Annotated in this window: 28 protein-coding genes and 1 tRNA gene; 22 read left to right on the top strand and 7 right to left on the bottom strand. The window is 66.9% G+C overall.

The annotated features are described in order from the left end of the window. Positions 1–44 precede the first annotated feature (44 nt). From C560_RS0105860 to C560_RS0105890, 7 genes are all read left to right on the top strand, one after another. Positions 45–1,490, top strand: a complete 1,446-nt coding sequence (locus C560_RS0105860) for an FAD-dependent oxidoreductase (RefSeq protein WP_026537495.1) — start codon at positions 45–47, stop codon at positions 1,488–1,490. Positions 1,491–1,605: 115 nt separating this feature from the next. Then, complete coding sequence (locus tag C560_RS0105865; protein WP_026537496.1) at positions 1,606–2,985, top strand: GAF domain-containing protein; 1,380 nt, start codon at positions 1,606–1,608, stop codon at positions 2,983–2,985. A 146-nt stretch (positions 2,986–3,131) separates the two neighbouring features. Beyond that, the gene (gene exaC, locus C560_RS0105870; protein ID WP_026537497.1) at positions 3,132–4,655 is read left to right on the top strand and encodes an acetaldehyde dehydrogenase ExaC; all 1,524 of its coding nucleotides are present in this window, start codon (positions 3,132–3,134) and stop codon (positions 4,653–4,655) included. A 163-nt stretch (positions 4,656–4,818) separates the two neighbouring features. Continuing rightward, positions 4,819–5,829, top strand: a complete 1,011-nt coding sequence (gene adhP, locus C560_RS0105875) for an alcohol dehydrogenase AdhP (RefSeq protein ID WP_026537498.1) — start codon at positions 4,819–4,821, stop codon at positions 5,827–5,829. Between the two features lie 15 nt (positions 5,830–5,844). Beyond that, positions 5,845–6,255, top strand: coding sequence for a DUF779 domain-containing protein (locus C560_RS0105880; RefSeq protein WP_018773561.1), 411 nt, complete (start codon positions 5,845–5,847; stop codon positions 6,253–6,255). Positions 6,256–6,429: 174 nt separating this feature from the next. Continuing rightward, on the top strand, positions 6,430–8,001 hold the full coding sequence (locus C560_RS0105885) for an amino acid permease (RefSeq protein WP_026537499.1): 1,572 nt from the start codon (positions 6,430–6,432) through the stop codon (positions 7,999–8,001). Positions 8,002–8,126: 125 nt separating this feature from the next. Next, a complete protein-coding gene (locus tag C560_RS0105890; RefSeq protein WP_026537500.1) occupies positions 8,127–8,732 on the top strand; it encodes a TetR/AcrR family transcriptional regulator in 606 nt (201 codons plus the stop codon). Between the two features lie 8 nt (positions 8,733–8,740). Here the strand turns inward: C560_RS0105890 and C560_RS0105895 are convergent, their stop codons facing one another. The 3 genes from C560_RS0105895 to C560_RS0105905 form a co-directional block, all read right to left on the bottom strand. Beyond that, the gene (locus tag C560_RS0105895; RefSeq protein WP_051533032.1) at positions 8,741–9,406 is read right to left on the bottom strand and encodes a DUF2461 domain-containing protein; all 666 of its coding nucleotides are present in this window, start codon (positions 9,404–9,406) and stop codon (positions 8,741–8,743) included. Between the two features lie 269 nt (positions 9,407–9,675). Beyond that, on the bottom strand, positions 9,676–11,175 hold the full coding sequence (locus C560_RS0105900) for a catalase (protein ID WP_026537502.1): 1,500 nt from the start codon (positions 11,173–11,175) through the stop codon (positions 9,676–9,678). 22 nt (positions 11,176–11,197) lie between these two features. Next, positions 11,198–11,665 carry a Fur family transcriptional regulator gene (locus C560_RS0105905; protein ID WP_026537503.1) on the bottom strand — a complete coding sequence of 156 codons (468 nt, stop codon included), beginning with the start codon at positions 11,663–11,665 and terminating at the stop codon, positions 11,198–11,200. 102 nt (positions 11,666–11,767) lie between these two features. On the opposite strand from C560_RS0105905, the gene C560_RS0105910 reads away from it, so the two are divergent. After that, positions 11,768–13,039, top strand: a complete 1,272-nt coding sequence (locus tag C560_RS0105910; protein ID WP_026537504.1) for an MFS transporter — start codon at positions 11,768–11,770, stop codon at positions 13,037–13,039. A gap of 70 nt (positions 13,040–13,109) precedes the next feature. Beyond that, positions 13,110–13,979, top strand: a complete 870-nt coding sequence (htpX, locus tag C560_RS0105915) for a zinc metalloprotease HtpX (RefSeq protein WP_026537505.1) — start codon at positions 13,110–13,112, stop codon at positions 13,977–13,979. A 124-nt stretch (positions 13,980–14,103) separates the two neighbouring features. Here htpX and C560_RS0105920 read toward each other — a convergent pair whose 3' ends face one another. After that, entirely contained in the window at positions 14,104–14,595 is a 492-nt protein-coding gene (locus C560_RS0105920; RefSeq protein WP_018773569.1) for a YajQ family cyclic di-GMP-binding protein, read from the bottom strand. Positions 14,596–14,791: 196 nt separating this feature from the next. On the opposite strand from C560_RS0105920, the gene C560_RS0105925 reads away from it, so the two are divergent. Next, positions 14,792–15,046 carry a hypothetical protein gene (locus C560_RS0105925; RefSeq protein WP_026537506.1) on the top strand — a complete coding sequence of 85 codons (255 nt, stop codon included), beginning with the start codon at positions 14,792–14,794 and terminating at the stop codon, positions 15,044–15,046. 172 nt (positions 15,047–15,218) lie between these two features. Then, a tRNA-Tyr gene (locus C560_RS0105930) sits at positions 15,219–15,300 on the top strand. A gap of 82 nt (positions 15,301–15,382) precedes the next feature. On the opposite strand, the gene C560_RS0105935 is transcribed toward C560_RS0105930, so the two are convergent. After that, entirely contained in the window at positions 15,383–15,760 is a 378-nt protein-coding gene (locus tag C560_RS0105935; RefSeq protein WP_155855747.1) for a LysM peptidoglycan-binding domain-containing protein, read from the bottom strand. Between the two features lie 320 nt (positions 15,761–16,080). Between C560_RS0105935 and C560_RS0105940 the strand changes: the two genes are divergently transcribed. The 3 genes from C560_RS0105940 to C560_RS0105950 all read left to right on the top strand — a co-directional run bounded on the left by C560_RS0105940 (position 16,081) and on the right by C560_RS0105950 (position 18,149). Continuing rightward, positions 16,081–16,674, top strand: coding sequence for a DinB family protein (locus C560_RS0105940; protein WP_026537508.1), 594 nt, complete (start codon positions 16,081–16,083; stop codon positions 16,672–16,674). Positions 16,675–16,827: 153 nt separating this feature from the next. Then, the gene (locus C560_RS22955; RefSeq protein WP_079550056.1) at positions 16,828–17,004 is read left to right on the top strand and encodes a DUF1059 domain-containing protein; all 177 of its coding nucleotides are present in this window, start codon (positions 16,828–16,830) and stop codon (positions 17,002–17,004) included. After that, positions 17,001–18,149, top strand: coding sequence for an EAL domain-containing protein (locus C560_RS0105950; RefSeq protein WP_026537509.1), 1,149 nt, complete (start codon positions 17,001–17,003; stop codon positions 18,147–18,149). Before C560_RS22955 ends, C560_RS0105950 begins: the two co-directional genes overlap by 4 nt. On the opposite strand, the gene C560_RS21350 is transcribed toward C560_RS0105950, so the two are convergent. Further along, positions 18,146–18,619, bottom strand: coding sequence for a DUF1810 domain-containing protein (locus C560_RS21350; RefSeq protein ID WP_043422658.1), 474 nt, complete (start codon positions 18,617–18,619; stop codon positions 18,146–18,148). The two genes, C560_RS0105950 and C560_RS21350, sit on opposite strands and share 4 nt — an antisense overlap. Positions 18,620–18,735: 116 nt before the next feature. Here C560_RS21350 and C560_RS0105960 point away from each other — a divergent pair, with 116 nt between their 5' ends. The 5 genes from C560_RS0105960 (at position 18,736) to C560_RS0105980 (ending at position 23,193) form a co-directional block, all read left to right on the top strand. Further along, a complete protein-coding gene (locus C560_RS0105960) occupies positions 18,736–19,668 on the top strand; it encodes an ABC transporter ATP-binding protein (protein WP_026537510.1) in 933 nt (310 codons plus the stop codon). Continuing rightward, entirely contained in the window at positions 19,661–21,253 is a 1,593-nt protein-coding gene (locus C560_RS0105965; protein ID WP_026537511.1) for an ABC transporter permease, read from the top strand. Before C560_RS0105960 ends, C560_RS0105965 begins: the two co-directional genes overlap by 8 nt. Positions 21,254–21,370: 117 nt before the next feature. Next, the gene (locus C560_RS0105970; RefSeq protein ID WP_018773578.1) at positions 21,371–22,099 is read left to right on the top strand and encodes an MgtC/SapB family protein; all 729 of its coding nucleotides are present in this window, start codon (positions 21,371–21,373) and stop codon (positions 22,097–22,099) included. Between the two features lie 87 nt (positions 22,100–22,186). After that, positions 22,187–22,729 carry a GNAT family N-acetyltransferase gene (locus C560_RS0105975; protein ID WP_026537512.1) on the top strand — a complete coding sequence of 181 codons (543 nt, stop codon included), beginning with the start codon at positions 22,187–22,189 and terminating at the stop codon, positions 22,727–22,729. Next, positions 22,729–23,193 carry a VOC family protein gene (locus C560_RS0105980; protein ID WP_331280264.1) on the top strand — a complete coding sequence of 155 codons (465 nt, stop codon included), beginning with the start codon at positions 22,729–22,731 and terminating at the stop codon, positions 23,191–23,193. Before C560_RS0105975 ends, C560_RS0105980 begins: the two co-directional genes overlap by 1 nt. Positions 23,194–23,206: 13 nt before the next feature. Here C560_RS0105980 and C560_RS0105985 read toward each other — a convergent pair whose 3' ends face one another. Beyond that, positions 23,207–23,641, bottom strand: coding sequence for a DUF7144 family membrane protein (locus C560_RS0105985; RefSeq protein ID WP_043422659.1), 435 nt, complete (start codon positions 23,639–23,641; stop codon positions 23,207–23,209). Between the two features lie 193 nt (positions 23,642–23,834). Here C560_RS0105985 and C560_RS0105990 point away from each other — a divergent pair, with 193 nt between their 5' ends. The 3 genes from C560_RS0105990 to trxA all read left to right on the top strand — a co-directional run bounded on the left by C560_RS0105990 (position 23,835) and on the right by trxA (position 25,653). Beyond that, complete coding sequence (locus C560_RS0105990; RefSeq protein ID WP_026537514.1) at positions 23,835–24,563, top strand: Type 1 glutamine amidotransferase-like domain-containing protein; 729 nt, start codon at positions 23,835–23,837, stop codon at positions 24,561–24,563. Positions 24,564–24,615: 52 nt separating this feature from the next. Next, positions 24,616–25,161 (top strand): acyl-CoA thioesterase, encoded by a 546-nt coding sequence (locus C560_RS0105995; protein ID WP_026537515.1) that lies wholly within the window; start codon positions 24,616–24,618, stop codon positions 25,159–25,161. A 78-nt stretch (positions 25,162–25,239) separates the two neighbouring features. Beyond that, a complete protein-coding gene (gene trxA / locus C560_RS0106000) occupies positions 25,240–25,653 on the top strand; it encodes a thioredoxin (protein ID WP_018773584.1) in 414 nt (137 codons plus the stop codon). Positions 25,654–25,721: the final 68 nt, after the last annotated feature.

Here is a 25,721-nt window from a genome sequence, read left to right on the forward strand (position 1 = left end):
GCTGTATCTACTGGCGCTGTCCCTAAGACTCAGAAGGGCTCCCGGTGTCCAACTCGGCCGAATCCACATCCTCTCGTCCCCTCCGTGTCGCGATTGTCGGCGCCGGCCCGGCCGGCGTCTACGCCGCGGACATCCTGACGAAGTCCAATGAGGTCAAGGACGGCGACTTCCAGGTCAGCATCGACCTCTTCGAGGCATATCCGGCGCCCTACGGCCTCATCCGCTACGGGGTGGCTCCTGACCATCCGCGGATCAAGGGGATTGTCAACGCGCTCCACAAGGTCCTGGACCGCGGCGACATCCGGTTCCTCGGCAACGTCACTTATGGCCGGGACCTGACGCTGCATGACTTCCGTGCGTTCTATGACGCCGTCATCTTCTCCACCGGCGCCATCAAGGACGCGGACCTGGATATTCCCGGGATCGGCCTGGAGGGTTCCTTCGGCGGGGCCGACTTCGTCTCCTGGTACGACGGCCACCCGGACGTGCCGCGCGACTGGCCGCTGGAGGCCAAGGAGATCGCCGTGATCGGCAACGGCAACGTGGCCCTCGACGTGGCCCGCATGCTGGTCAAGCACGCCGATGAACTCCTGGTCACCGAAATCCCGGACAACGTCTACCGGGCGCTCAAGGATTCGCCGGTCACCGACGTCCACGTGTTTGGCCGCCGCGGCCCGGCCCAGGTGAAGTTCACGCCGCTGGAGCTGCGCGAACTCAGCCACGCCAAGGACGTGGACATCGTCCTGTATCCGGAGGACTTCGATTTCGACGAGGCCTCGGACGAGGCCATTCGCAGCAACAACCAGATCCGGACCATGGTGAACACCCTGACGAACTGGCTCGTCGAGGAGCACGCCGAGGCCGAGGAACCGTCCTCGCGCCGGCTGCACCTGCACTTCCTGCACAGTCCCGTCGAAATCTATGGAACAACAGACGACGCCGCGAACCCCGGCAAGGTCGCCGGCATCAAGTTCGAACGCATGCAGCTGGACGGCACCGGGAACGTCAAGGGCACCGGTGAGTTCCTCGACTACCCGGTCCAGGCCGTCTACCGCGCGATCGGCTACCACGGGTCGCCGCTGGATGAGCTGGAATACGATGCCCGCCGCGGCGTCGTCCCGAATGAAGGCGGCCGCGTGCTCGACGCCGAGGGGAACGCCGTGCCCGGAATCTACGCGACGGGCTGGATCAAGCGCGGCCCCGTCGGGCTGATCGGCCACACCAAGGGCGACGCGCTGGAGACCATCGGCTTCCTGCTGGAGGACCGGCTGACGCTTCCGCCGGCGCAGAACCCGGACCCGCAGGCCATCATCGACCTGCTCGAGGAGCGCGGCATCGAGTACACCACGTGGGAAGGGTGGATCAAGCTCGATGCCCACGAGCTCGCCCTCGGCGCCGAGTGGTCCGCGGCGGAGTCCGCCAACGGGATCGAACGGGAGCGCATCAAGGTGGTGCCGCGCGAGGACATGATCGAGATTTCCCGCGGGTAGGCTGTGACCGCCGGAAGCGGCAGGCCGGTGCGTATCCAAACGCCCCGCTCGGAACTAGACTGGGCCGGACGAGGCGGCCTCTGGCACGCCGTCGAGCCCGTCCGGTGGGAGTTCAATGAGGAAACTGGTCCATCCCGCAGCACTGTTCCCGCCGGCAGGCGGGGTCACCGCAGCGCTGCGCCAGCAGCATGCCAGCGCCGGGCACGAGGAACTCGACTCGCAGGGGCTCGTTTCCCCGGAAGACCTGCGCCTGCCCGGGCTTAGCAGCCTGATCCAGGAGTCGTGGCGGCGTTCAGCGCAGCTGCGCGCCAACCCGGACAACCCCGAGGCGCCGCTGGCCATGGACCGCGAGGAACTCGAAGAATACCGGCGCCAGCATCCGCTGGCCGCCATCATGCCCGTGATCCACAAGCTCCTGGTCCTGCCCAGCCACGACAGCGGAATGCTGGTAGCCGTGGGGGACGAGGTCGGCAGGCTGCTCTGGGTGGAAGGGGATGCCGCCCTGCAGCGCCGGGCCGAGGGCATGATGTTCGTCCCGGGCGCTGACTGGTCCGAAGCGACGGTCGGCACCAGCGCCCCCGGCACCGCGCTGGCCCTGGGCCGGGGAATCCAGATCTCCGGCGCCGAGCACTACAAGCGCTCCGTGCATCCGTGGAGCTGCACGGCCGTGCCGTTCCACGATCCTGATTCCGGTGCCCTGCTGGGGGTCGTGGACATCACCGGCACCGAGTCGGCCGTGGCCCCGCATACGTTGTCGCTCGTAGAGGCGACGGTCGCCGCGGCCCAGGCGCATTTGCGGGTGGAGCGGCTGCAGTTGGCTGCCGCGGGCCAGTCCGCGCCGTCCCGGCGGCGGAACTCGGGGCCGAAAACGGCTGGAGGCCCAGGCTCCAACAGCCTCTACCGCAACAGCCTCCAGCTGCTCGGCCGCGACCAGGCGCTGCTCAGCATCGACGGGCGCACCGTGGCCCTGTCCGCCCGGCACAGCGAGATCCTGGCCCTGCTCAGCACCCACCCCGCGGGGCTGAATGCCGAGGAGCTCTGCGCCCTCCTGTACCCCGGGGATGCCTCCACCATGACGCTGCGCGCGGAGATGGTGCGGCTGCGCAAGGTACTTCAGCAGCTCAACCCCGGCGCCGTCCCGCAATCACGCCCTTACCGGCTGCCGCTGGACCTGGTCCCCGACGCCGGCCAGGTGCTGGACTGCCTGCAGCGCGGCGCCCACCGGATAGCGCTGGAAATCTACCGCGGCGCCGTGCTGCCCCGCTCCGAGGCGCCCGGCATCGTGGAGCTGCGGGACAGGGTCTCCGCGCTGATGCGCGAGGCACTGCTGACAGACGGCAGCGCCGAATCGCTGTTGAAGTACGCCGCTCTACCCGAAGCAAAGGACGACGTCGAGGTCCGCAGCGCCGCGTTGAAGCTGCTGGCGCCGCGCTCGCCCAAGCGTGCCGCCGTCGTCGCCGACCTGGAACGGCTGGACCGCGAGCTGAGCGCCTGACCGGCGCGGAGCTGCCGGAATGCCCCGCCAGTGACCTGGCTCACTTCGGTTGCAACCTGACTGCAACCTTCGCGCGCCTACGCTGGGTGCAACGGGGGCCGGAAGCGCCTTGCTGCCCCCCATCTTGCACAGCAAAGGAGCTAGCAATGACTGTTTACGCCCAGCCCGGAACCGAGGGCTCGAAGGTCACCTTCAAGGACCGCTACGAAAACTGGATCGGCGGCGAATGGGTTGCCCCGGTCAAGGGCCAGTACTTCGAGAACATCACCCCCGTGACCGGCAAGGCCTTCTGCGAGGTGGCGCGCGGCACCGCCGAGGACATCGAATTGGCGCTGGACGCCGCCCACAAAGTCGCACCGTCCTGGGGCAAGACCTCCGTGGCCGAGCGCGCCGCGATCCTGAACAAGATTGCCGACCGGATCGATGAGAACCTCGAGATGCTCGCCGTCGCCGAATCCTGGGACAACGGCAAGCCGATCCGCGAAACCCTCAACGCCGACATTCCGCTCGCCGCCGACCACTTCCGCTACTTCGCGTCCGCCGTCCGCGCGCAGGAAGGCCGCTTGTCCCAGCTCGACGACGACACCACCGCCTACCACTACCACGAGCCCCTCGGCGTCGTCGGCCAGATCATTCCCTGGAACTTCCCGATCCTGATGGCCGTCTGGAAGCTCGCCCCGGCGCTCGCCGCAGGCAACGCCGTCGTCCTGAAGCCCGCCGAGCAGACCCCGTCCTCGATCATGGTCCTGATGGAGCTCATCGGCGACCTGCTGCCGGCCGGTGTCCTCAATGTGGTCAACGGTTTCGGCGTCGAGGCCGGCAAGCCGCTGGCCTCCAGCCCCCGGATCCGCAAAATCGCCTTCACCGGCGAAACCTCCACCGGGCGTCTGATCAGCCAGTACGCCAGCCAGAACCTGATCCCGGTCACCCTGGAGCTCGGCGGCAAGAGCCCCAACATCTTCTTCAACGACGTTGCCGACTCCAATGACGCGTTCTACGACAAGGCCCAGGAAGGCTTCACGCTCTTTGCCTTCAACCAGGGCGAAGTCTGCACCTGCCCGTCCCGCGCCCTGGTCCAGGACGACATCTACGATTCCTTCATGGCCGACGCCGTGGCCCGGGTGGAGAAAATCATCCAGGGCAATCCGCTGGACACCGAAACCCAGCTCGGCGCCCAGGCCTCCAACGACCAGCTGGAAAAGATCCTCTCCTATATCGACATCGGCAAGCAGGAGGGCGCCAAGGTGCTCACCGGCGGCGGCCGGGCCGAAATGCCCGGAGACCTGGCCGGCGGCTATTACGTCCAGCCGACCATCTTCGAGGGCCACAACAAGATGCGGATCTTCCAGGAGGAAATCTTCGGCCCGGTGGTGTCCGTGACCCGTTTCAGCGACTACAACGACGCCATGGGCATCGCCAACGACACCCTGTACGGCCTCGGTGCCGGCGTCTGGTCCCGCAACGGCAACGTCGCCTACCGCGCAGGCCGGGAGATCCAGGCCGGCCGCGTGTGGGTCAACAACTACCACGCCTACCCGGCGGGTGCCGCGTTCGGCGGGTACAAGTCCTCCGGCATCGGCCGCGAGAACCACTCGATGATGCTGGACCACTACCAGCAGACCAAGAACCTCCTGGTCAGCTACAACGAGAACAAGCTCGGCTTCTTCTAAGCCGCACTGACCACGGCGGGGCGGATCGGCAGTGATCCGCCCCGCACGCACCACTTGTGCACCTACACGGAGGGACGCCGGCTCACTGCACATGCCCTTAAGCCACACCCAAGTTTGATGACGCAAGGATTTCGCTATGACGACGACAACGACGACGACGACAATGCAAGCCGCGGTAGTGACCGAATTCGGCAAGGACCTTCAGATCCAGACCCTCCCCGTTCCCGTGCCGGGCCGCGGTGAGGCACTGGTCAAGGTACTGACCACCGGGGTCTGCCACACCGACCTGCACGCCGCGGAGGGAGACTGGCCGGTCAAGCCCTCCCCGCCGTTCATTCCCGGCCACGAAGGCGTCGGCGAGGTCGTTGCCCTCGGCGAGGGCGTCACTGACCTGGCCGTTGGCGACCTTGTCGGCAATGCGTGGCTCTGGTCGGCCTGCGGCGACTGCCAGTACTGCCGGACCGGCTGGGAAACCCTGTGCGAGGCGCAGCAAAATGCCGGCTACAGCGTCGACGGCTCCTTCGGCGAGTACATGCTGGTCGACAGCCGCTTCGCGGCCAGGATCCCGGCCGGATCGGACCCCGTGGAGGTGGCTCCTGTGCTCTGCGCTGGTGTGACCGTCTACAAGGGCCTGAAGATGACCGAGGCCCGGCCCGGCCAGTGGGTCACCATCTCCGGGATCGGCGGACTCGGCCATATCGCTGTCCAGTACGCCGTGGCGATGGGGCTGCGGGTCGCGGCGGTGGACATCGCAGATGACAAGCTCGCCCTGGCCAAGAAACACGGCGCCGAGCTGACGGTCAACGCCCTGCACGAGGATCCGGCCGAAGTCATCCAGCGCGAAACCGGAGGTTGCCATGGAGTCCTGGTCACGGCAGTGCACCCGTCAGCGTTCGGGCAGGCCATCGGGATGGCGCGGCGGGGCGGAACGATCGTGTTCAATGGCCTGCCGCCGGGGGACTTCCCGGCGCCGATCTTCGAGATTGTGCTCAAGGGCCTGACGGTCCGCGGCTCTATCGTCGGAACCCGGCAGGACCTGGAGGAAGCGCTCGAGTTCTACGCCCAGGGCAAGATCCACCCCACGGTGTCCACGAGGGAACTCTCCGAAGTCAATGCCGTCCTCGACGAGATGAAGCACGCCAAGATCGACGGCCGTGTGGTCATCAAGTACTGACAAGGAAGGACGCTGATGCCTGACACCAAGCTCCATGCGGCAGTGACCCGCCCGGGCGAGGATTTCTCCCGGGTGGCGCTCACCCCGGAAGCGGTGGAGCTGCTGCGCAAGCTCTGGCTCCAGCACGGACCGCTGATGTTTCATCAGTCCGGCGGTTGCTGCGACGGTTCCTCGCCCATGTGTTATCCGGCGGGGGAGTTCATCACCGGGGACTCGGACGTGCAGCTGGGCCTGTTCGACATCTCCGACGGCCTGCAGCCGCAGCCGATCGACTTCTGGATGTCCAAGGAACAATTCAACTACTGGAGCCACACGCACCTGACCGTCGACGTCGTTCCCGGCCGGGGGAGTGGTTTCTCGGTGGAAGCGCCGGAAGGCAAGCGGTTCCTGATCCGCTCGACCCTGATGGAAAACTGGCCAGTCTAGACGGCCCGGATGCTCTGATACGGAGCAGCTGCGCGCAAGCGGGCCGTGCAGGGGAAACCTGCACGGCCCGCTTTTGCGTCTCACTATGTGGGATAAAAATGGCCGTCCAGTGGATGGACACTACAATGGATAGGTCTGTTTCCAAACCAGTTATCGAGATTGCGGACTTTCCTAATGAACCTTTTCCGGACCAAATCCATCGAGCAGTCCATGTCCGACGCCGATGAACCCGGACGCAAGCTGAAGCGCTCGCTAAGCACGTGGGACCTCATGATCATGGGGGTCGCGGTAGCCGTGGGCGCCGGGATCTTCTCGGTCGGTGCCAAGGCCGCCGCGAACTTCGCCGGCCCCGCCGTCACCATCTCCTTCGCGATTGCTGCCGTCACCTGCGCGCTCGCCATCATGTGCTACGCCGAGTTCGCCACGGCCATCCCGGTGGCAGGGTCCGCCTACGTCTTCACGTACGCGACCATGGGTGAGATCCTGGCGTGGATCATCGGCTGGAACCTGATCCTCGAACTCTTCACGGCCGGCGCCGTGATCGCGAAATATTGGGGCATCTACCTCAGCAAAGTCTTTGCGCTCATGGGCGTGGACATCCCGCCGTCGATTTCCCTGGGCGGCGTGGACCTCTACTGGGGCGCCTTCCTGATTGTTGCCATCTTCACCGTGCTGCTGGTCCTGGGGACCAAGCTTTCCGCCCGTGTCGGCAACATCTTCACGCTCATCAAGATCGCAGTGGTCCTCTTCGTGATCGTCGTCGGCTTCACGTACGTGAAGTTCGAGAACTACGCCCCGTTCGTCCCGGCCTCCGAGCCGACCGGAGGCACCGGAACCGCGGATGTCCTCAAGCAGTCCTTCTTCGGCTTCCTGACCGGCGCGGCCCCGGCCCAGTACGGAACCCTCGGGATCTTCGCCGGCGCCGCCCTGGTCTTCTTCGCCTTCATCGGCTTCGACGTCGTCGCCACCTCCGCCGAAGAGGTCAAGAACCCGCAGAAGACGCTGCCCCGCGGCATCTTCGGCGGCCTGGCAATCGTCACCGTGCTCTACATCCTGGTGTCCCTGGCGTTGACCGGCATGGTGTCCTACACCCAGCTGGCCGAGGCCAAGAACCCGACCCTCACCACCGCCTTCGAGGCCGTCGGCAACACCGACGCCGCCAAGGTCATCGCCTTCGGCTCCCTCGTGGGCCTTACCACCGTGATCATGGTGCTCCTCATGGGCCTCTCCCGCGTGGTCCTCGCGATGAGCCGCGACGGGCTGCTGCCGCGCTCCCTGTCCAAGACCAGCACCATTCGTGCGACGCCGGCCCGCCTGCAGATCATCTGCGGTGCCGGAGTGGCCCTCGTCGCCGGCCTGACCAACGTGGACCTGCTCGAGGAAATGATCAACATCGGGACCCTGTCCGCCTTCGTCATGGTGAGCCTGGGCATCCTGGTGCTGCGCAAGAAGCGCCCGGACCTGAAGCCGGCCTTCCGTGTCCCGTTCGGCAAGGTGCTCCCGATCGTCTCCGCCGTCCTGTGCCTCTACCTCATGACGAACCTGGCCGTGGAGACCTGGATCTTCTTCGCCATCTGGCTCGTAATCGGTATTGCGATCTACTTCGCGTACGGCCAGCGCCACTCCCGGCTGAACGAAAAGTTCGCGGAGGCGCGCGCCTCGGTGAACGGCCCGGGCACGGCAAGCGCAGTCAACCCGGCCGCACAGTCCGCGGAGGACGACGAGGACGCGTTCACCCGCGCCTGACCGGCCAGCGAGCGGCCCCGCCACATCGAAGTCGCCGGAGCAGTGCGGATTCGCTGGAAATTTCCGGCGTAGTCGCACGGCTCCGGCGACTTCGGCGTTCGGGCGGCGCTCCCTAAGATGGACACATGGCCCGCCCAGCAAGACCGGAACGCAAAGCGGAGTTGCTGTCGGCAATTCTCGATTACCTCATGGACAAGACCTTGGCGGAGCTGACCTTTCGGAGCCTTGCCGACGGGCTGGGCGTCAGCAGCTACGTCCTGGTGTACCACTTCGGGCACCGCGAACAGCTGATCAACGAGATCATCCGCGGCATCGAATCCCGGCTCGACAGCATCCGCGCCACCGACGTCAGGGACATCGACCGGGAAGCGTGGCGGGCCTTCCTGCTTGAGTCCTGGCAGTGGACCATGGCGCAGCGCAACCGGCACCTGGCCCGGCTTGAATTTGAGGCCACGGCGCAGGACATTGTGGCGGCGGTGCCGCGCGGAACAGCGCAGGAGCACTTCCGGATGCTGCACGAGAAGGCCCGGGACTGGCTGGTCATCCAGGGCATCCGGCCGGAATTCGCCGACACCGACGCCCGCCTATTCACGGCCGCGTTCTACGGGCTGCAGTTCGATTTCGTCGTCAACAACCAGCCCGAGGAAGCCAGCAAGGCCTTTGAGCTGATGATGCTGGTCTTCTTCAACAACCTCGACAGGCGCCTCGCCACCGACGGCCAGCACATCTGAGTTGAACCTCAGGGAGCGGCGTAGCGGCCCTCCCATTCCACAAGGGGACGCAGCTCCTCCCAGCGCCGGGCTATTTCCTCAACCGCCCCGGGCCCGGCAAGCCAGCCGGGCTGGCCCACGTTGACCCCGGCCGTGAGGGATTTGTGCTTGAGCAGCTCGGCCCTCGGATGGTCCTTGTTGAAGCCCCGCGGCACCGTCTTCAGCAGTTCGCCCTCCACCGCGAACCCTGCCGCCTCGACGTTCCGCACGATCTCCTGCAGGGCATCGCCGCTGTCGGGATCGTCCACGGCACCGCGAAAGCGTGCCAGCTGGGCCGGAGTGTGGGTGTGGCAGCCGCCGCCGATCAGGAGGCCGTCGGCGCTGAGCTGGATATAGAAGCCCACGCCCTCGTCCACCGCAGCGAAGGCCCCCTGCGCGGTCTTATAGGGTGACTTGTCCGGCGAGAACCGGACATCCCGGTTGGGGCGAAAGAGCTTGGCCGGGCCGAAGCGTGGCTCCAGCTCGGCCAGGAGCTGGGTCAGCGGCCCCTTCACCGCGGCATCGTAGACCGGCTTGTGCTCCAGCCACCAGTCCCGGTTGTTGTTCTGTTCAAGATCGGCGTAGAACCGGAAGGCGTCACTTGGAATGCCTGCGAATGGAATGCCTGCGGATGGAATGCCTGCGAATGCGGTCATGCCCAAATCCTACGGAGCCGCCGCACACGGTGGCGAGGGGCACGAGCACCCATGTGGATAACGCAAAACGCCCCGCCACGGAAATCCGTGGCGGGGCGTCCTGTTGGCTCCAGCGGTCGCTGACGGCCGGTCACCGAAGGCCGGTCACCGAAAGCCGGTCGCTGACGGCCGGTCACCGAAGGCCGGTCACTGAAGGCCGGTCACTGGCCGCCAAACCGCTGCCAAAGCAGCCGTCCGAGCCGGCGCCCAGGCAGGCTTCGACGCAGCTGTCAGACCTTGTTGGCGGCCTCGGCGTCGGACTCAACCTGGCCGGCACCGAGGTTGGCGCGCAGCTTGGCGCCGAATTCGGCGTCGACGTTGGTCCAGTACGCGATGGCGCGTTCCTTGATGTCGGCGTTCTTGACGCCGCTGACGGCGCCGGTGACGGTCTCCAGAAGGCGGGCCTTCTCGCCGTCGTTGTACACCTCGCGGTACAGCGTGCCGGCCTGGCCGAAGTCGCCGTCCTCGGCGTGCAGGGAGTGCGCGGAGAGCGTGAGCTCGCCGTCGTTCTCCCAGCCGCCACCTGCAACGCCGGGCTCAACGGCAGCCGGGCCGCCCACGGAGTTCGGTGCGTACACGGGAACGGACGGGGCGTTGAAGTGGTAACGCCCGGCGCCGTCCTGGCTGTAGTTGTTGACCTGGCTCTTGGGCAGGTTCACCGGGAGCTGGGCGTGGTTGGTGCCGACGCGGTAGCGGTGCGCGTCCGCGTAGGAGAAGATGCGGGCCTGCAGCATCTTGTCCGGGGATGCGGCGATGCCGGGCACGAAGTTCGACGGCGCGAAGGTGGCCTGCTCGATCTGCGCGAAGTAGTTCTCCGGGTTCTTGTTCAGCTCCATGGTGCCGACCTTGATCAGCGGGTAGTCCCCGTGCGGCCACACCTTGGTGAGGTCGAAGGGGTTGAAGCGGTACGTCTTGGCGTCCTCGTACGGCATGACCTGGACGTGGAGGTCCCAGGAGGGGAAGTTGCCGGCGGCAATGTTTTCCTGGAGGTCGCGGATGTAGAAGTCGCCGTCGGCGCCGGCGAGGGCCTCGGCCTCGTCACCGGTCATGGACTTGACGCCCTGGTTGGACTTGAAGTGGTACTTGACCCAGAACCGCTCGCCCTCGGCGTTGATCCACTGGTAGGTGTGCGAGCCGTAGCCCTGCATTTCACGCCAGGACGCCGGCAGGCCGCGGTCACCCATGAGCCAGGTGACCTGGTGGGCGGACTCGGGGGAGAGGGTCCAGAAGTCCCACTGCATGTCGGCGTCGCGGAGGTGGCTGCCGGGGAGGCGCTTCTGGGAGTGGATGAAGTCCGGGAACTTGATGCCGTCGCGGATGAAGAACACCGGAGTGTTGTTGCCGACGAGGTCGTAGTTGCCCTCGGTGGTGTAGAACTTCACGGCGAAACCGCGGGGGTCGCGCCAGGTGTCGGGGGAGCCTGCCTCGCCGGCAACGGAGGAGAAACGGATGAGCATGTCCGTCTCAACACCGGGCTGGAACAGTGCGGCCTTGGTGTACTTCGAGACGTCCTCTGTGGTCCTGAAGGTACCGAAGGCGCCACCGCCCTTGGCGTGCACGACGCGCTCCGGGACGCGCTCGCGGTTGAACTGTGCGAGCTTCTCGATCAGGTAGTGATCGGTCAGGATGATCGCGCCGTCGGCGCCGACGGACTTGGAGTGGGCGTCGGAAGTGACGGGAGCCCCGGACTGTGTCGTGGACACGGCGGGCGCAGAGATGATCTCAGTCATAGTTCTCCTTGGGTTGGGTTTCTTAGTTTCGTTCGGAGGGAAGCTGTTGGGTGCGCTGGCAGTCCTGGCAGATGCCCTGGTACAGCACGTCCGCTATCTGGATGGTCATCGGTTTGGCGTCCGCGTTCCAGTGCGGGGTCAGGCAGGGCGCGTGGCCCACGGCGCATTCGACATCCTCCACCCGGCCGCAGCTGATGCACACGGCATGGTGGTGATTGTCCCCGACCCGTGTCTCGTACAGCGCGGGCGAGTGCGGGGGCTCAAAACGGCGCAACATGTGCAGATCGGTGAGATCACCGAGGACCACATAGACCGACTGGGCGGTCAGGTCCGGCAATTCCTGCCGGGCGGCGGCAAGGATTGCCTCCGCCGGCGAATGTGGGTGATGTTCGACGGCGGCCAGCACTGCCAGGCGCTGCTTGGTCACCCGGCGGCCGTGGGCACGCAGGGCGGCTGCCCATGCGTCGTGGGTGCCCGAGGAATCCGTCATACCCTCATTCAAGCACTTATTATGACTGCCTCACAATAAGGCGGGGCTAATAATGTCCGGCCGTGTCACAAGGTACTCCCGGTTCGCCACTAGAGTTGCCCGGTGGGGACATTGTTGGCGGACATCACGCCGTTGCGTGAAAGTCCGGCCTTCCGCCGTCTGTGGCTGGGGTCCGCCGTCTCCGCCCTGGGCAGCCAGCTGACCCTGGTGGCGGTCAGCCTGGAGGTCTACCGGCTGACCCAGGACAGCCTGTACGTGGGGCTGCTGAGCCTCTTCGCCCTGGTGCCGCTGGTCTTTGGAGGCCTCCTGGGCGGTTCGATCGCCGACGCCCATGACCGCCGCACGGTAGCCCTCCTGGCCTCGTCCGTCCTCTGGCTGACCACCGCCGCGCTGGCCCTCCAGGCATGGCTGCAGCTGGGCAACGTGTGGCTGCTCTATGCGCTCGTGGCGGTGCAGAGCGGTGCCCAGGCCATCAACCAGCCGGCCCGCAGCGCCATCATCCCGGTGCTGGTGCGCAAGGAGTTGCTGCCGGCGGCGAATGCCCTGAGCATGATGATTTTCGGGCTGACCATGACCGCCGGCCCGCTGCTGGCCGGCGTGCTCGTGGCGTCGGTCGGGTTCGGCTGGACGTACACGATCGACGTCGTCAGCTTTGCGTTTGCGTTCTGGGCTCTCCTGAAACTGCCTTCCATGCCGCCGGGCGAGCACGCGAGGCCGGCCGGGCTGCGTTCCGTGGTGGAGGGTTTCCGTTTCCTTGGCACCCGGCCCAACCTCCGCATGACGTTCGTGATCGACCTCGTGGCCATGGTCTTTGCCCAGCCCCGGGCGCTCCTGCCGGCCATCGGCGCGTTGATGATCGGCGGCGGTGAGGCCACGGTGGGGATCCTGTTGGCCTCGATGGCCGTGGGGGCGTTCCTGGCCGGCCTGTTCTCGGGGCCTCTGGGCGGCGTCCGCTGGCAGGGCGCCGCGGTGGTGTGGTCCGTGATGGGCTGGGGCGGCTCGGTGGCGGCCTTCGGCCTGGTGGTGGTCCTGGCCGGTCATTCCGGCGACGACGGCGTGGGCGTGTGGCTTTTGCCGGCCGCCCTGTGCTGCGCGCTGGCCGGCATCGCGGATTCCGTGAGCGCAGTGTTCCGGACCACCATCCTGCAGGCCTCCACCCCGGACCACCTGCGCGGGCGGCTGCAGGGCGTGTTTGTGGTGGTGGTTGCCGGCGGACCCCGGATCGGGGACATGCTGGCAGGCGGCGCGACTAAACTTTTGAACGAGGGCTGGGTCCTGCTGCTCGGCGGCCTGTTGTGCATCGCCGTGGCCTGGACATTGGCCCGCCAGCAGTGCGGATTCCTGCGGTACGACGCGCGGAACCCGGTACCGTAGCGGTTCGTTTTCCTTGGTAGGTCAGTGAAATACAGGGCATCAGCTTGCAGTACACGGATCAGGAGGACCAGTGCACAAGCATCACAACGGACTGAAGACCGCGGCGCTGTTCGGCGTGCTGTGGGCGGTCCTGCTGGGCCTGGGGGCGTTCATCGCCGCGGGGACCCGCAGTGCCGCGCCGATCTGGATCATGGCCCTGATCGGCGTCGCCACCACGGCCTACGGGTACTGGAACAGCGACAAGCTCGCCATCCGTGCCATGCACGCCTACCCCGTCACGGAGGCCGAGGCGCCCCAGCTGTACCAGATCGTCCGGGAGCTGTCCGGCCGGGCCAACCAGCCGATGCCGCGCATCTACGTCTCGCCCACCATGGCGCCGAATGCCTTCGCCACCGGACGGAACCCGCAGAACGCGGCCGTCTGCTGCACCGAAGGCATCATGCGGCTGCTGGATGCCCGCGAACTGCGCGGCGTCCTCGGCCATGAACTGATGCACGTCTACAACCGGGACATCCTGACGGCGTCGGTGGCCGCCGCCGTCGCCGGCGTCATCACCTCGGTGGCGCAGATGATGCTGCTGTTCGGCGGCGGGGACCGCCGCAATGCGAACCCCTTCGCCGCCATCGCCATGGCGCTGCTGGCCCCGTTCGCCGCGTCCCTGATCCAGATGGCCATCTCGCGTACACGGGAGTACGACGCCGACGAGGACGGCTCGTCGCTGACCGGAGATCCGCTGGCGCTCGCCTCCGCCCTGCGCAAGATCGAGCAGGGCGTGCAGCTGGCCCCGCTGCCGCAGGATCAGCGGCTGGTCAACGCCTCGCACATGATGATCGCCAATCCGTTCAAAGGCGGAGGCGTGGCCAAGATGTTCTCCACCCACCCGCCGATGGCCGAACGGATCGGGCGGCTGGAGCGGATGGCCGGCCGGCAGCTCCACTGAAGCTGGCTGCGGGTCTGGCGATGCGCGAATAATTCCGTGAAACGCAAAAAGGCTGGCGACACCGGAATACCGGTGTCGCCAGCCTTTTGCGCGTCGTGCGGAACTTTGCGCCGCGGACGGGCCGCTAGCTGCGGAAGTTCACGAACTGCAGGTCGGCCTCGTCGAAGCCCTTCAGCAGGTTCATGGTCTCCTGCAGGTCATCACGGGACTTCGACGTCACGCGGAGCTCGTCGCCCTGGATCTGTGACTTGACGGACTTGGGGGCCTCGTCCCGGATCAGCTTGTTGATCTTCTTGGCGAGGTCCTGGGCGATGCCCTCCTTGATGGAGGCCTCGAGCCGGAATTCCTTGCCGGAGGCGTAGGGCTCGCCGGTGTCGAGGGATTTGAGCGAGATGCCGCGGCGGATGAGCTTGGACTGCAGCACATCGAGCACCGCGAGCACGCGTTCCTCGGAGTTGGCCTTCATCAGGATCTTCTCACCGCTGAAATCGACCTCGGCGCCGACGCCCTTGAAGTCGTAGCGCTGGGCAATTTCCTTCTGCGCCTGGTTCAGCGCGTTGGCGACTTCCTGCTTGTCTACCTTGCTGACGACGTCGAACGTGGATTCGCCTGCCATGACTTTCCTCCTGATGGTTGCCGGGTGCCTGCGTGGGGCCGGGATGTCTGCATTCCAGACTAGTACGGATGCCCCCGAAGTGGCGGCCGGCCTTGCGTCCCGGGTTTCACAGTCCGCTCATAGCTCAATCACGGCGGGAACGAAGCCGGGCTGGCCAGAGTTGCAAGAGTTGGAACCGCTGCTGAAAGGCAAGAACATGCACCATAAAGCCGTCCGCTACGTCAACCGCACCACCGCCGCCGCTGCCAGCACCCTGGCCGCGACGGCGAGCTCCGTTGCCGCCGCCGCGCTGGCGGCGTCCATCATCCTGAGCCCGGCCGCCGACGCATCAGTCCGCATGGACGGGGTCCACACGGACCTGGCCCGTGCCGTCCAGTTGAACCAGGTCACCGCCGAGCAGGCGGCCCGATTCGAGGCAAGGCTGGCGGGGCGGATTCTCGGCGAGGCCTGAAATTCCGCGGATTTTGGCCCTTTTTTGGCCCATTTTTGACCCGCTGAAGCGCCGATTCGATTCTTCGGCGGAAGTTCTGTAAAGTTGTCTTGCCCGCGGGTGCTGGAAGCGGAACGGACTGGAAACAGGCGTTCCGGGACTGGAAACCGCGAGTGATCTTCTTTTGAAGTTCGGCAGATTACCCGAGCGGCCAAAGGGGGCTGACTGTAAATCAGCTGGCAACGCCTACGGGGGTTCGAATCCCTCATCTGCCACCCTTGGAAAGCCTCCGGAACCATTAGGTTCCGGAGGCTTTTTCTTTGTCCCCCGCTCAAAGGCCCCGCTCAATGGCCCCGCTCAGTCGACCGGTGGATTTGGAATGGCCACCGTGGCGCCGGCGGGCGGAATCCATTCGCCGCCCGTCAACAGGTTCAGGTTGGCTATCCGCAGGGCATAGAGCGGGACGCCGTAGCGGCTCGCGATGCCCGCGGGAGTGTCTCCGGCGCTCGCCCGGTACAGGAGCCGTCCCTGTCCGTCGTGCCCGGTCACGCTGCCGCCGGCCCCCAACTGGGGCACGTCCACCCCTCTGAGGTCGATGATCTCTCCGGCGGCAACAGACTCGGCTTCGTTGAAGCTCTTGAGGATCTCCGGCGTCATCCGGAAGTGGGCGGCGATGCCCTCCCAGGTGTCGCCGTCGACGGCCGTGTAGCGCATCGGCTGGAGGAACCCGTTCACTTCGGTCGTCCCCTGGAGGCCTCCGGCCGCCGGGGATGTTGCGGGGGCGGACACCGCCGGCCGCCCCGCCGGCACTCCGCCCGGGGCATCCGTGCCGGAAGAACAGGCTGCCAACAGAATGGCGAGAGCCGCCGCGAGAACCGCGGCAAGAAGAACTGCGGCGGCGGGCCGGACCCGATGTGCACCGGAATCGAGATTCACCCTGGGTGTCCTGTCGCTCGGGGCCTCCCCCCGAGGCCCGTTCCGCCAATTATTCCATACGTTTTATGAAACCTTGCGTACCGGCAGGCAGCGCCCGCACGTTCGGTATAGTGCCGGTCATGGACGACAAAGCGATCTTGCACACCTACCTGCGCAGCCGGCGCCAAGACCTCCTCGGGAAGCTCGAAGGCCTCAGCGAGTACGACGTGCGCCGGCCCCTCACACCCACGGGAACCAACCTGCTGGGACTGGTCAAGCACGTGGCCAGCGTCGAACTCGGCTACTTTGGCGAGGTCTTCGGCCGTCCCAGCGAGCTGAAGCTGCCGTGGTTCGCCGACGACGCGGAGCCGGATGCGGACATGTGGGCAGCCCCCGGCGAGACGCGGGAGCAGATCACTGAGCTGCACCGGCTCTCGGCGGCCCACAGCGATGCCACCATCGAGGACCTTCCGCTCGACGCGCCCGGTGTGGTTCCCTGGTGGCCGGACGAGCGCAAGCACGTGACCCTGCAGCAGATCCTCGTGCACATGTGCGTGGAGACCGCCCACCACCTTGGACACGCCGACATCCTGCGCGAACTCATCGACGGCAGCGCAGGCCAGCGTCCGGGGGATCCGAACCTTTCGCCGCGCACCGCCGAGGGGTGGGCCGTGCACCGGGCCCGCATCGAGGCAGCCGCCGTCGCTGCCGAAGCGGGGGCGGCAGGCCGCTAGGACGGGCACGTAGCGGCAGCCAACAGCAGCCGGCGAACACTGCCGCGACGGATTGCCGCCGACGCCGCATCGTTTCTGCAAGCAAAATCTCAGTTTTCGATGCGGAGCCATCGTAGGGTAGTCCGGTCCGCTGTTGAAGAAGAAGGAGCATTCGTGAAGTCGTTTGCCTGTGGTGATGTGGTTCCCGGTTGTGACGCCCGCTGGGTGTGCAGTACCGACGATGAAATTCTGGTCAATGTGGCCGCCCACGCGGCGTCCGCACATGGGCTGGAGGAGCTGCCGGCCGACGTCGTGCAGTCGATCCACAGAGCCATCGTTCCCGTTAGTTGATTCACGAGGCAGGCGGCCTCCCGCCCGACGCCGGGGCCGCACCGGGCCCGGACTGGGAGGAGCAGCTGGCGGCCGCCTGCCGGGGTGTTGGCCTTTCCGCGGCCTACCAGCCCATTGTTGATACCGCCCGCGGCACCGTGGTGGGCTATGAGGCCCTCGCCCGGTTCCCGGGTTTCGCCGAAAAAAATCCTGAGGTGTGGTTCGCCGCCGCGCACACGCATGGCCTGGCGGCCGAGCTCGAGGCCGCAGCCTTGCGGGCGGCGCTCGCGGCGCGCCCCACCCTGCCGCCGAACTGCTTCCTGACCCTCAACGTCTCACCGGAGCTGCTGCTGACGGAGGAGATCCGTGGCATCTGGCGCGGCCAGGGCAATCTCGGCGGGCTGGTGGTCGAGCTGACGGAGCAGACCCCGATCGACTCCTATCTGGAGCTCGAGCCCGACCTCAACCAGCTGCGGGCCGCCGGCGCGCTGATCGCCGTCGACGACGCCGGTGCCGGCTATGCCGGGCTCCGGCACCTCCTGGCCTTGCGGCCCTCGTTGATCAAGCTCGATCGTGAACTGATCCAGGATGTTGACCGGGACGAGGCCAAGCGTGCCCTGATCTCCATGCTCGGAACCTTCGCCAGCCGCGTCGATGCCTGGATTCTGGCCGAGGGAGTGGAGCGCGTGGAGGAACTGGACGCCCTCGTCGCCCTCGGCGTGCCCCTGGTGCAGGGGTACTGCCTGGCCCGTCCCGGTCCGGCGTGGGAACAGATCGATCTTGACGTTGCCCACCGTCTGGCGTCCAAATCCCCGGCCACGCAGCAGAGCATCATCCGGGACATCGTGGAACCCGCGACGACGGCCGCCACCACTGCGACGGCGGCGGCCGCGTTTGATGACAACCCCGCCCTGCAGTCGGTGGTGCTGATGGGCGAGCATTTGCGGCCCGTTGCGGTGCTCGACCCCTCCGCGGCGGCCCTGGGCGTGGTGAGCCCGGGAATGCGGGTCAACCTGGACACGCCGCTCAGCGAGGCCCTGGCGCGTTCCATGACGCGGACCCAGGCCAGCCGGTTTGACCCCCTACTGGTGACCGACAACGCCGGCCGCTTTGCCGGCGTCGCGCGCATGGAACGGATGATTACGGCGCTGGCAGCTCACAGCTAGCCCGCCGGGTCCGGACCGCCGGGTTCTCCTTCCAGCGGCTGGTATTCCAGCAGCTGGTCTGTGGCGGGATCGGGCAGGCCATCGAAGTAGCGGTCCAGGACGTCCCGGAACACGGGTTCGCCGGGCGCGGCGCGCCGGAACAGCGTCATGGACGAGTGCAGCTTCCGGGCGTCGATGCCGCCGAAAATTTGCACCGCGGACCGCCCCTGAAGGTCGGCCACTGCGGCGGCAGCCTCCCGCAGCCGCGGGCCAAGGACGCCGTGCCGGCAATAGGCACGGGCCTCGGCCAGGGAGGAGATGGCGTACCTCCGGGCGGTTTCGCTGCGGCCCAGGCCCGCGAGCTGGGGGAAAACGAACCACATCCAGTGACTCCTCTTCATGCCCGACCGCAACTCCGCCAGGGCGTGCCCGTAGGTTCCGCCGGCGTCCTGGGCCGCCACGAACCGTTCAAGATCGTAGGGGTCTTCCATGCCCGCTAGGCTACGTCCCCCGGTGCCGGAGGGACAGCACCGCGACAGGCCGCCCGCGGGCGAAGGGGTCATTCGGCCGGGCCTAAAGTGCCGGTCCCGGGCGTATCGTGTCCCCCATGGCGAATGTCTTGGAGATGGTCGGCGTTGTGAAGCGGTTCGGGCCCGTGGTCGCCCTGAACGGGTTGGATTTTTCAGTCGAGGCGGGCGAGGTCCACGGCTTCCTTGGACCGAACGGTTCGGGTAAGTCGACAACGATTCGCCTGCTGCTGGGCATGCTTCGCGCCAGCGCGGGCTCCATCCGGGTGCTGGGCCTGGACCCGTGGCACGACGTCGCGAGCCTCCACCGGCGCCTGGCCTACGTCCCGGGGGATGTGGCGTTGTGGCCCAACCTGACCGGAGGGGAGGTCATCGACCTTCTCGGCCGCCTCCAGGGCGGCCAGGACCTGGCCCGGCGGGCCCAGCTGTTGGACCTCTTCGACCTCGATCCCACGAAGAAGTCCCGGGCCTACTCCAAAGGCAACCGGCAGAAGGTGGCCCTGGTCGCTGCGCTGGCCACCGACGCTGAGCTGTTCCTGCTGGACGAGCCCACCAGCGGCCTGGACCCCCTGATGGAGGAGGCCTTCCGCGGCTGTGTCCGGGAACTGCGGAACCAGGGCCGCACGGTACTGCTCAGCAGCCATATCCTCAGCGAGGCCGAGGCGCTTTCGGACCGCGTGAGCATCATCCGTGAAGGCCGGGTGGTGGAGACCGGGCGGCTTGATGAACTCAGGCACCTGACCCGTACGTCCATCACTGCCGATCTCGCGGTGGTACCGGCAGGCCTGGATACCCTGCCAGGCGTCCACGACGTGATCGTCACGAACCACCGCGTCAGCGCCCAAGTGGAACCGTCCGGCCTGGCCCCGTTCATGCGGGCGCTGACCGACGCGGGACTCGTCGCGCTGACCAGCCAGCCGCCCACCCTGGAGGATCTCTTCCTGCGCCACTACGGCGCGGCGGTGCCCGTGGCCGCGGCAGGGTCGAGCAGCGGGGGCACCGCAGATGCTTGAAACGCTGGCGGGGACCGGAGTCCTGATCAGGCTCGGGCTCCGGCGCGACCGATGGCTGTTGCCGGCCTGGATCGCCGGATTCGCCGCGACAACGTATTCAACCGCGGTGGCCGGCGCCGAGCTCTACCCCGATGTCGGGAGCCGGGTCGAGGCCGCGACGGCCCTGAATGCCACGGCCTCGCTCGTGGCCCTCTTCGGCAGGGTCTACGACCCCACATCCCTCGGTGCCCTGTCCCTCATCAAGTACACGGCGTTCATGGCTGCCATCCTGGCCGTCCTCATGGTGTTCATCACCGTCCGCCATACCCGTAGCGACGAAGAGTCCGGGCGGCTCGAGCTCCTGGGCGGCGGCCGGCTGGGCCGGGACGCGCCGCTGGCGGCCGCCCTCACCATCAGCTTCGGAGCCAGCATTGTCCTGGGGCTGGTCACGGCGGTGTCTTTGGCAGCCGGCGGGCTTCCGGCCGCCGGCTCGATCGCGTTCGGACTGGGCTGGGCCGCCACCGGCATGGCGTTCAGCGCCGTGGCCGGGGTCACCGCCCAGCTGACGGCCAGCGCGCGGGCGGCCACGGGAATGAGCCTCGGCGTCGTTGCCGTGACCTATGCGCTGCGGGCGGTGGGGGACCTCGCCGAACCGGGGCCCTCCGCCCTGTCCTGGCTTTCGCCGATCGGCTGGAACCAGCAGATCCGGGCCTTCGCCGGGGACCAGTGGTGGGTGCTCGCCCTGCCACTGGCACTGTGCGCCGCACTCGTGCCCGTGGCTCTGGCCCTCCGCGCCCGCCGGGACCTCGGCTCCGGCCTGCGCCAGGAGCGCCCCGGCCCGGCACTCGGCTCGCTCCGCGGGGTCGGGGACCTCGCCGTGCGGCTCCAGTTCCGGCTGTTGGCGGCCTGGGCGGTCGCCTTCGTGGTGTTCGGCGTGGTGATCGGATCGCTGGCCGGCAACGTCACGGATTTGCTGAGTTCGCCCAACGCTCAGGACCTGATCAGGATGCTGGGCGGAACCCAGGCCATGACGGATGCCTTCATTGCCGCGGAGATCAGCATCATGGGACTGCTGGCCGCTGCCTACGGACTGTCCGCGGCCAGCCGGCTCCGTGACGAGGAGACGGACGGCCACGTCGAGGCGCTGCTGGGCACCGCCACCACCCGGCCGCGGTGGGCCACCAGCCATTTCGCCCTGGCGCTGGCCGGCGTCGCCGTGCTCATGCTGCTGGCCGGAGTGTCCGTCGGGGCCGGCGCAGCCACCGTCCTGGCCGATGCCAGCCAACTCGGCCGTGTCACCCTGGCCGCTGCCGCCCAGATCCCCGCTGCCTGGGTCATGACCGCAGTGGTGCTGGCGGTGTTCGGCTGGGCGCCCCGGCTCACGGGGACGGTCTGGGCTCTGCTGCTGCTGTTTGTTGCCCTGGGAGAGTTCGGCGTGCTGTGGAACGCCCCGGAGTGGCTGATGGAGCTCTCCCCGTTCCGGCATTCGCCGCTGCTGCCCTTGGATTCCGGCGCAGTCGGCCCGTTGCTGGGACTCACTGTGGCGGCCGCTGCGCTCGCTGCGCTGGGATACGCCGGCTGGCGCCGCCGGGATCTGGCCCCGTGAGCGGGCCAGAACAGCCACTACTCGCCAATAGGGGGCAGCGGTAATATCAGATTCGAGAGTTCCTGGCGCATTCCGGCACTGACCGGACGCCACTCTCGGGCCGGGTCGGAGGGCGGGATGCAGGACGCATACGGGCTATACACCCCGACCACGCTGGTGGAAATCGGGCTTCTGCTGGCGACATTTATCCTCTGCTCCCTGATCGGCACCGAGCGGCAGGTCCGGCAAAAGGTCGCCGGCTACCGTACCCACGTCCTGGTCGGGCTCGGATCGTGCACGTTCACCCTGATCTCCGCCTACGGCTTCGCCGCCGTCCAGACCGGGGGCACCGTGGACCCGTCCCGTATTGCAGCCCAAATCGTCAGTGGCATCGGTTTCCTCGGCGCCGGGGTGATTTTCAAGGGACGGAACGTTGTCCGCGGCCTGACGACGGCCGCCAGCATTTGGGTTTCTGCCGCCGTCGGCATGGCGTGCGGCGCCGGAATGCTGTCCCTGGCTGTTTCGCTGACCGCTTTCCACCTCATCACGTTGTACGTCGTCTCTCCCGTGATCAGGAAGATCCCGACCCCTGACGCGCACCGGGTCCTGCACCTGGGCTATGCCGACAACAAGGGCGTGCTGCGGCAAGTGCTGGAGATCGCCACCAACATGGGGTTCAGCTCCTCAATCCTGAGCATCAATAAGGCGGGCGATGAACAAAAGCCGATCGTCCTCATGGACATCCGCTTCCATGGTCATCTTCCGCTGCGGGAACTCGTCCCCTACCTCCTGGATGTGCCCGGCGTGCAGAGTGTGAACGTTCGCGACACCGACCCGAACGAGGACGACGACGACGCCAGCGCTTGAGAACCATGCGCGACGCACACCACCGAAACTCCCGTGACTGCCGCACGCTGATTGAAGCCGATCGGGGATGACCGTTAGAGTCTGCGGATGACCGAGAACACCGTCGCTTTGACGGATACCGTAGGCGTGCGGGTGCTGCGCAGGTCCGACGCCGGGCCCTTGGCCGACGCCTACTCGCGGAACCGGGAGCACCTGGCGCCCTGGGAACCGCTGCGGTTTGAGGAATTCTTCACCGCCGGGGGACAGGCGGCCAGCATTGAATCCAAGCTCGGGTTGTTCATCGCGGGAACGGACGTGCCCTGGGTCCTCGTGGAAGGTTCCCGCATCATCGGGGTGATCAACCTCAGCGGGATTGTCCGGGGGCCATTCCTCAGCGCCCACCTCGGCTACTGGGTGGACAAGGACATGACGGGGCGGGGAATTGGCTCGGCCGCGGTGGAGTTCGCCCTCCAAACCGCGCGCAACGAACTGGGACTGCACCGGCTGCAGGCCTCAACCCTCCCGCACAACGCCGCGTCCCAGCGGATCCTGAAGCGGGCTGGCTTTGAGGAGATCGGTTTGGCAGCCCAGTACCTGCGGATCGCCGGATCCTGGCAGGACCACGTCCTGTTCCAGCGGATACTGTTCTGATGGCTGAAATTCCGGTTACACCCGGTCCGGTTGCACCTGGTCCGGTTGCACCAGTTCCAATTGTGCCGGCGGACTTTGGTGCCCTGCACCATGTAGAGCTCTGGGTGCCGGACCTGCAGCGGGCCAGGGACCAGTGGGGCTGGCTGCTGGTCCGGCTGGGCTACGAGGCCTACCAGGACTGGGCCCACGGGTGCAGCTGGCGCCGCGGGCCGACGTACATCGTCGTCGAGCAGTCCCCGGCGCTCACCGGAACCGCGCACGACCGCAAAGCCCCGGGCCTGAACCACCTCGCGTTCAGCGCGGGGACCCGGGCAGACGTGGACGCCATAGCGGCGGAGGGCCCGAGCCACGGTTGGGCGGAGTTATTTCCGGACAAGTATCCGCACGCGGGCGGCCCCGATCACTTCGCCGCCTACCTCGTGAATGCAGATGGCTATGAAGTGGAGCTGATCGCGGCCGCCTGATCGCGTCGGTGCCCTACGGGTTGGTTGTCGGCGGTGCCTGTTCAGCCTTGAGTTCCTCGCCGTGGGCGATGATCGCGTAGATGATCAGCACGTCCATGGCGATGACGATGACGGACCACCACGGCTGCGCCGGAATGAGCATCAGTTGAACGACCGCGCTGAAGCCGGCAACGACGACACCGACGACTCGAGCCCACGTTGCACCGGAGAAGAGCCCGACGGCGGTGAGGATCAAGAGAACCCCGAGGGCGACATTCCACCAGCCCCAGCCCTTCGCATCGAAGAGGAACAGGGTTCCCGGGGTCGACAAATAGTAGGTGTCGGGACCGGTGAGAGCGACGAGGCCCTGAAGGCCGCTGAAAACGCCGTTGATGATCAGAATCACTCCGGCGAAACGGACCCAGCCGGTCCAGCCAGTCGAAGCAACAGGATGATGGGCAGTAGTCATAGTGCCGACCGCTTTCCGTTGAATGCTCTGCCGTCGGCCTCATGGTCGGCGCAGTCGTGTCGTGAAACTAGTACCGATTCCGATTATGTTCCTCAGCCTCCGCGGCGGTCAATCGGCACAGGAACTTTGGCGCCGCCGCGGAGACTGGTGCAGACACTGATGGCGATTGCCCCGGATCCGGGTACGTTGAAGCATGACCATCCTGCTTGTTGGCGGCGGCCCCGACACCGTGACCGTTCCTGCCGTCTTTGACCGGTTCGTCAAGGAACTCCGGCGCCGCGCCCCCGGCAGGATTTCCCGCGTCGCTGTGGTTCTCTTTGACCATGAGGGCAGCTCGGAATATTTCCTGCCTGCCTATGTGGAGCCGCTGGAGTCCCGGACAGCCTGCGAGGTCGTCCCGGTCCTCCTCGGCTTCAACCGGGGCGCGGACCCCGCCGCGTTCGACGACGTCGACGGCATCGTCGTCGGGGGCGGGCCGACGCCGGGCTATCTGGAAGGCCTGCTGCTGTCCGCGCAGCCCATCCGCAGTCTGGTCTCTGACGGTGTGCCGTATATGGGATTCTCAGCCGGCGCGATGGTGGCGCCCGTACGGGCGATCGTGGGCGGCTACCGAATCCGCGGCACCGAGGTCTGCCCAGCGGATTGGTCGGAGGGGCTGGATGAAGTGGAGATCCGCGACGGGCTGGGCCTGGTGCCCTTCGCCGTCGACGTGCACGCCGCGCAGGCGGGGACCCTCGGCCGGGCCGTTGGGGCGGTGGCAAAAGGTCTCGTGGACCGCGCGGTCGCCGTGGATGAGAACACGGCCCTGGTCCTGCACCAGGCGGACCTGGAGGAGCTGGACGTGATCGGCACCGGGAACTGCTGGACGATTCGCGGCGCCGGCGCCAAAGCCACCGTCTCGGTTCTGTCAGCGCACAGCTAGGTTCCGGCACGACCCCTTGGCACGCTTGTTACTCGCGGGTAACATGTGATTCATGCATCTCCTGTTCCGGACCCTCCTGCTGCTGTTCACGTCCTCACGCCGCCCACCGCTGAGCATCTGGGACAGCTCCTCGCTGCCGCTGCGGGTCCTGCCCACGGACATCGACATCGCCATGCACGTCAACAACGGCATGTACTTCTCGCTCATGGACCTCGGGCGCTTCGACCTCATGGCCCGCAGCGGCACCTGGAAAAAGATGCGCCGCCGGGGCTGGACCCCGGTCGCGGCGGGGGAGACCATCGCGTTCCGCCGTTCGCTGCAGCTCTGGCAGCAGTACACGATCGAATCCCGGATCATCGGCCTGGACTCGAAAGCCATCTACTTCGAGCAGCGGATGGTGGTGGACGGCGAAGTTTACGCGCGCGCCTATATCGCCACCCGGCTTCTGAGCAAGGGCAAGCCCGTCAGCCGGGAGGAAATCATCCGCGAGTTCGGCGCCCCGCCGGCGGATCTGGAGCTGCCCGAGTGGATCCACGAATGGCGCGAAACCAACGCCCTGCCCGGCGCCAGGCGTCCGGCCCCGCACGCCTGGGCGTGACCTGCGGACGCCCCCGCCCGGATGTGCCAACAGCGAAATGCCGGGGACAATCCGCGGCTGCTCCCGTACCGTTGACTCATGGCTACCGTAGACATCACAGGTGAACAGTTCGCATCGACAGTCGAGGATAACGACATTGTCCTCGTCGATTTCTGGGCCGAATGGTGCGGCCCGTGCAAGCAGTTCGGCCCCACCTACTCGGCGATCTCCGAGAAGCACCCGGACGTCGTCTTCTCCAAGGTCGACACCGAAGCCGAGCAGCAGCTCGCCGCCGAGGCCGGCATCACGTCGATTCCCACGCTGATGGCCTTCCGCGAAAAGGTCCTGGTGTTCTCGCAGCCTGGCGCCCTGAACGCGCAGCAGCTCGAGCAGGTGGTCGACGCCGTCAAGGCCCTGGACATGGAAGAAGTTCACGCCCATGTGGCCCGGTCCCAGGCCGAGGCCGCCGCAGCCGCGGCCAAGCAGGACGGCACCCAGATCCCGGAGGCCTGAACCTCCACGGCTTAATCCCACGGCCTTAAAGCAACGCGGGGTCACTCCGCGCCCATAAATCCCTCAGG

This window comes from Arthrobacter sp. 9MFCol3.1, assembly GCF_000620385.1.
Lineage (GTDB): Bacteria > Actinomycetota > Actinomycetes > Actinomycetales > Micrococcaceae > Arthrobacter.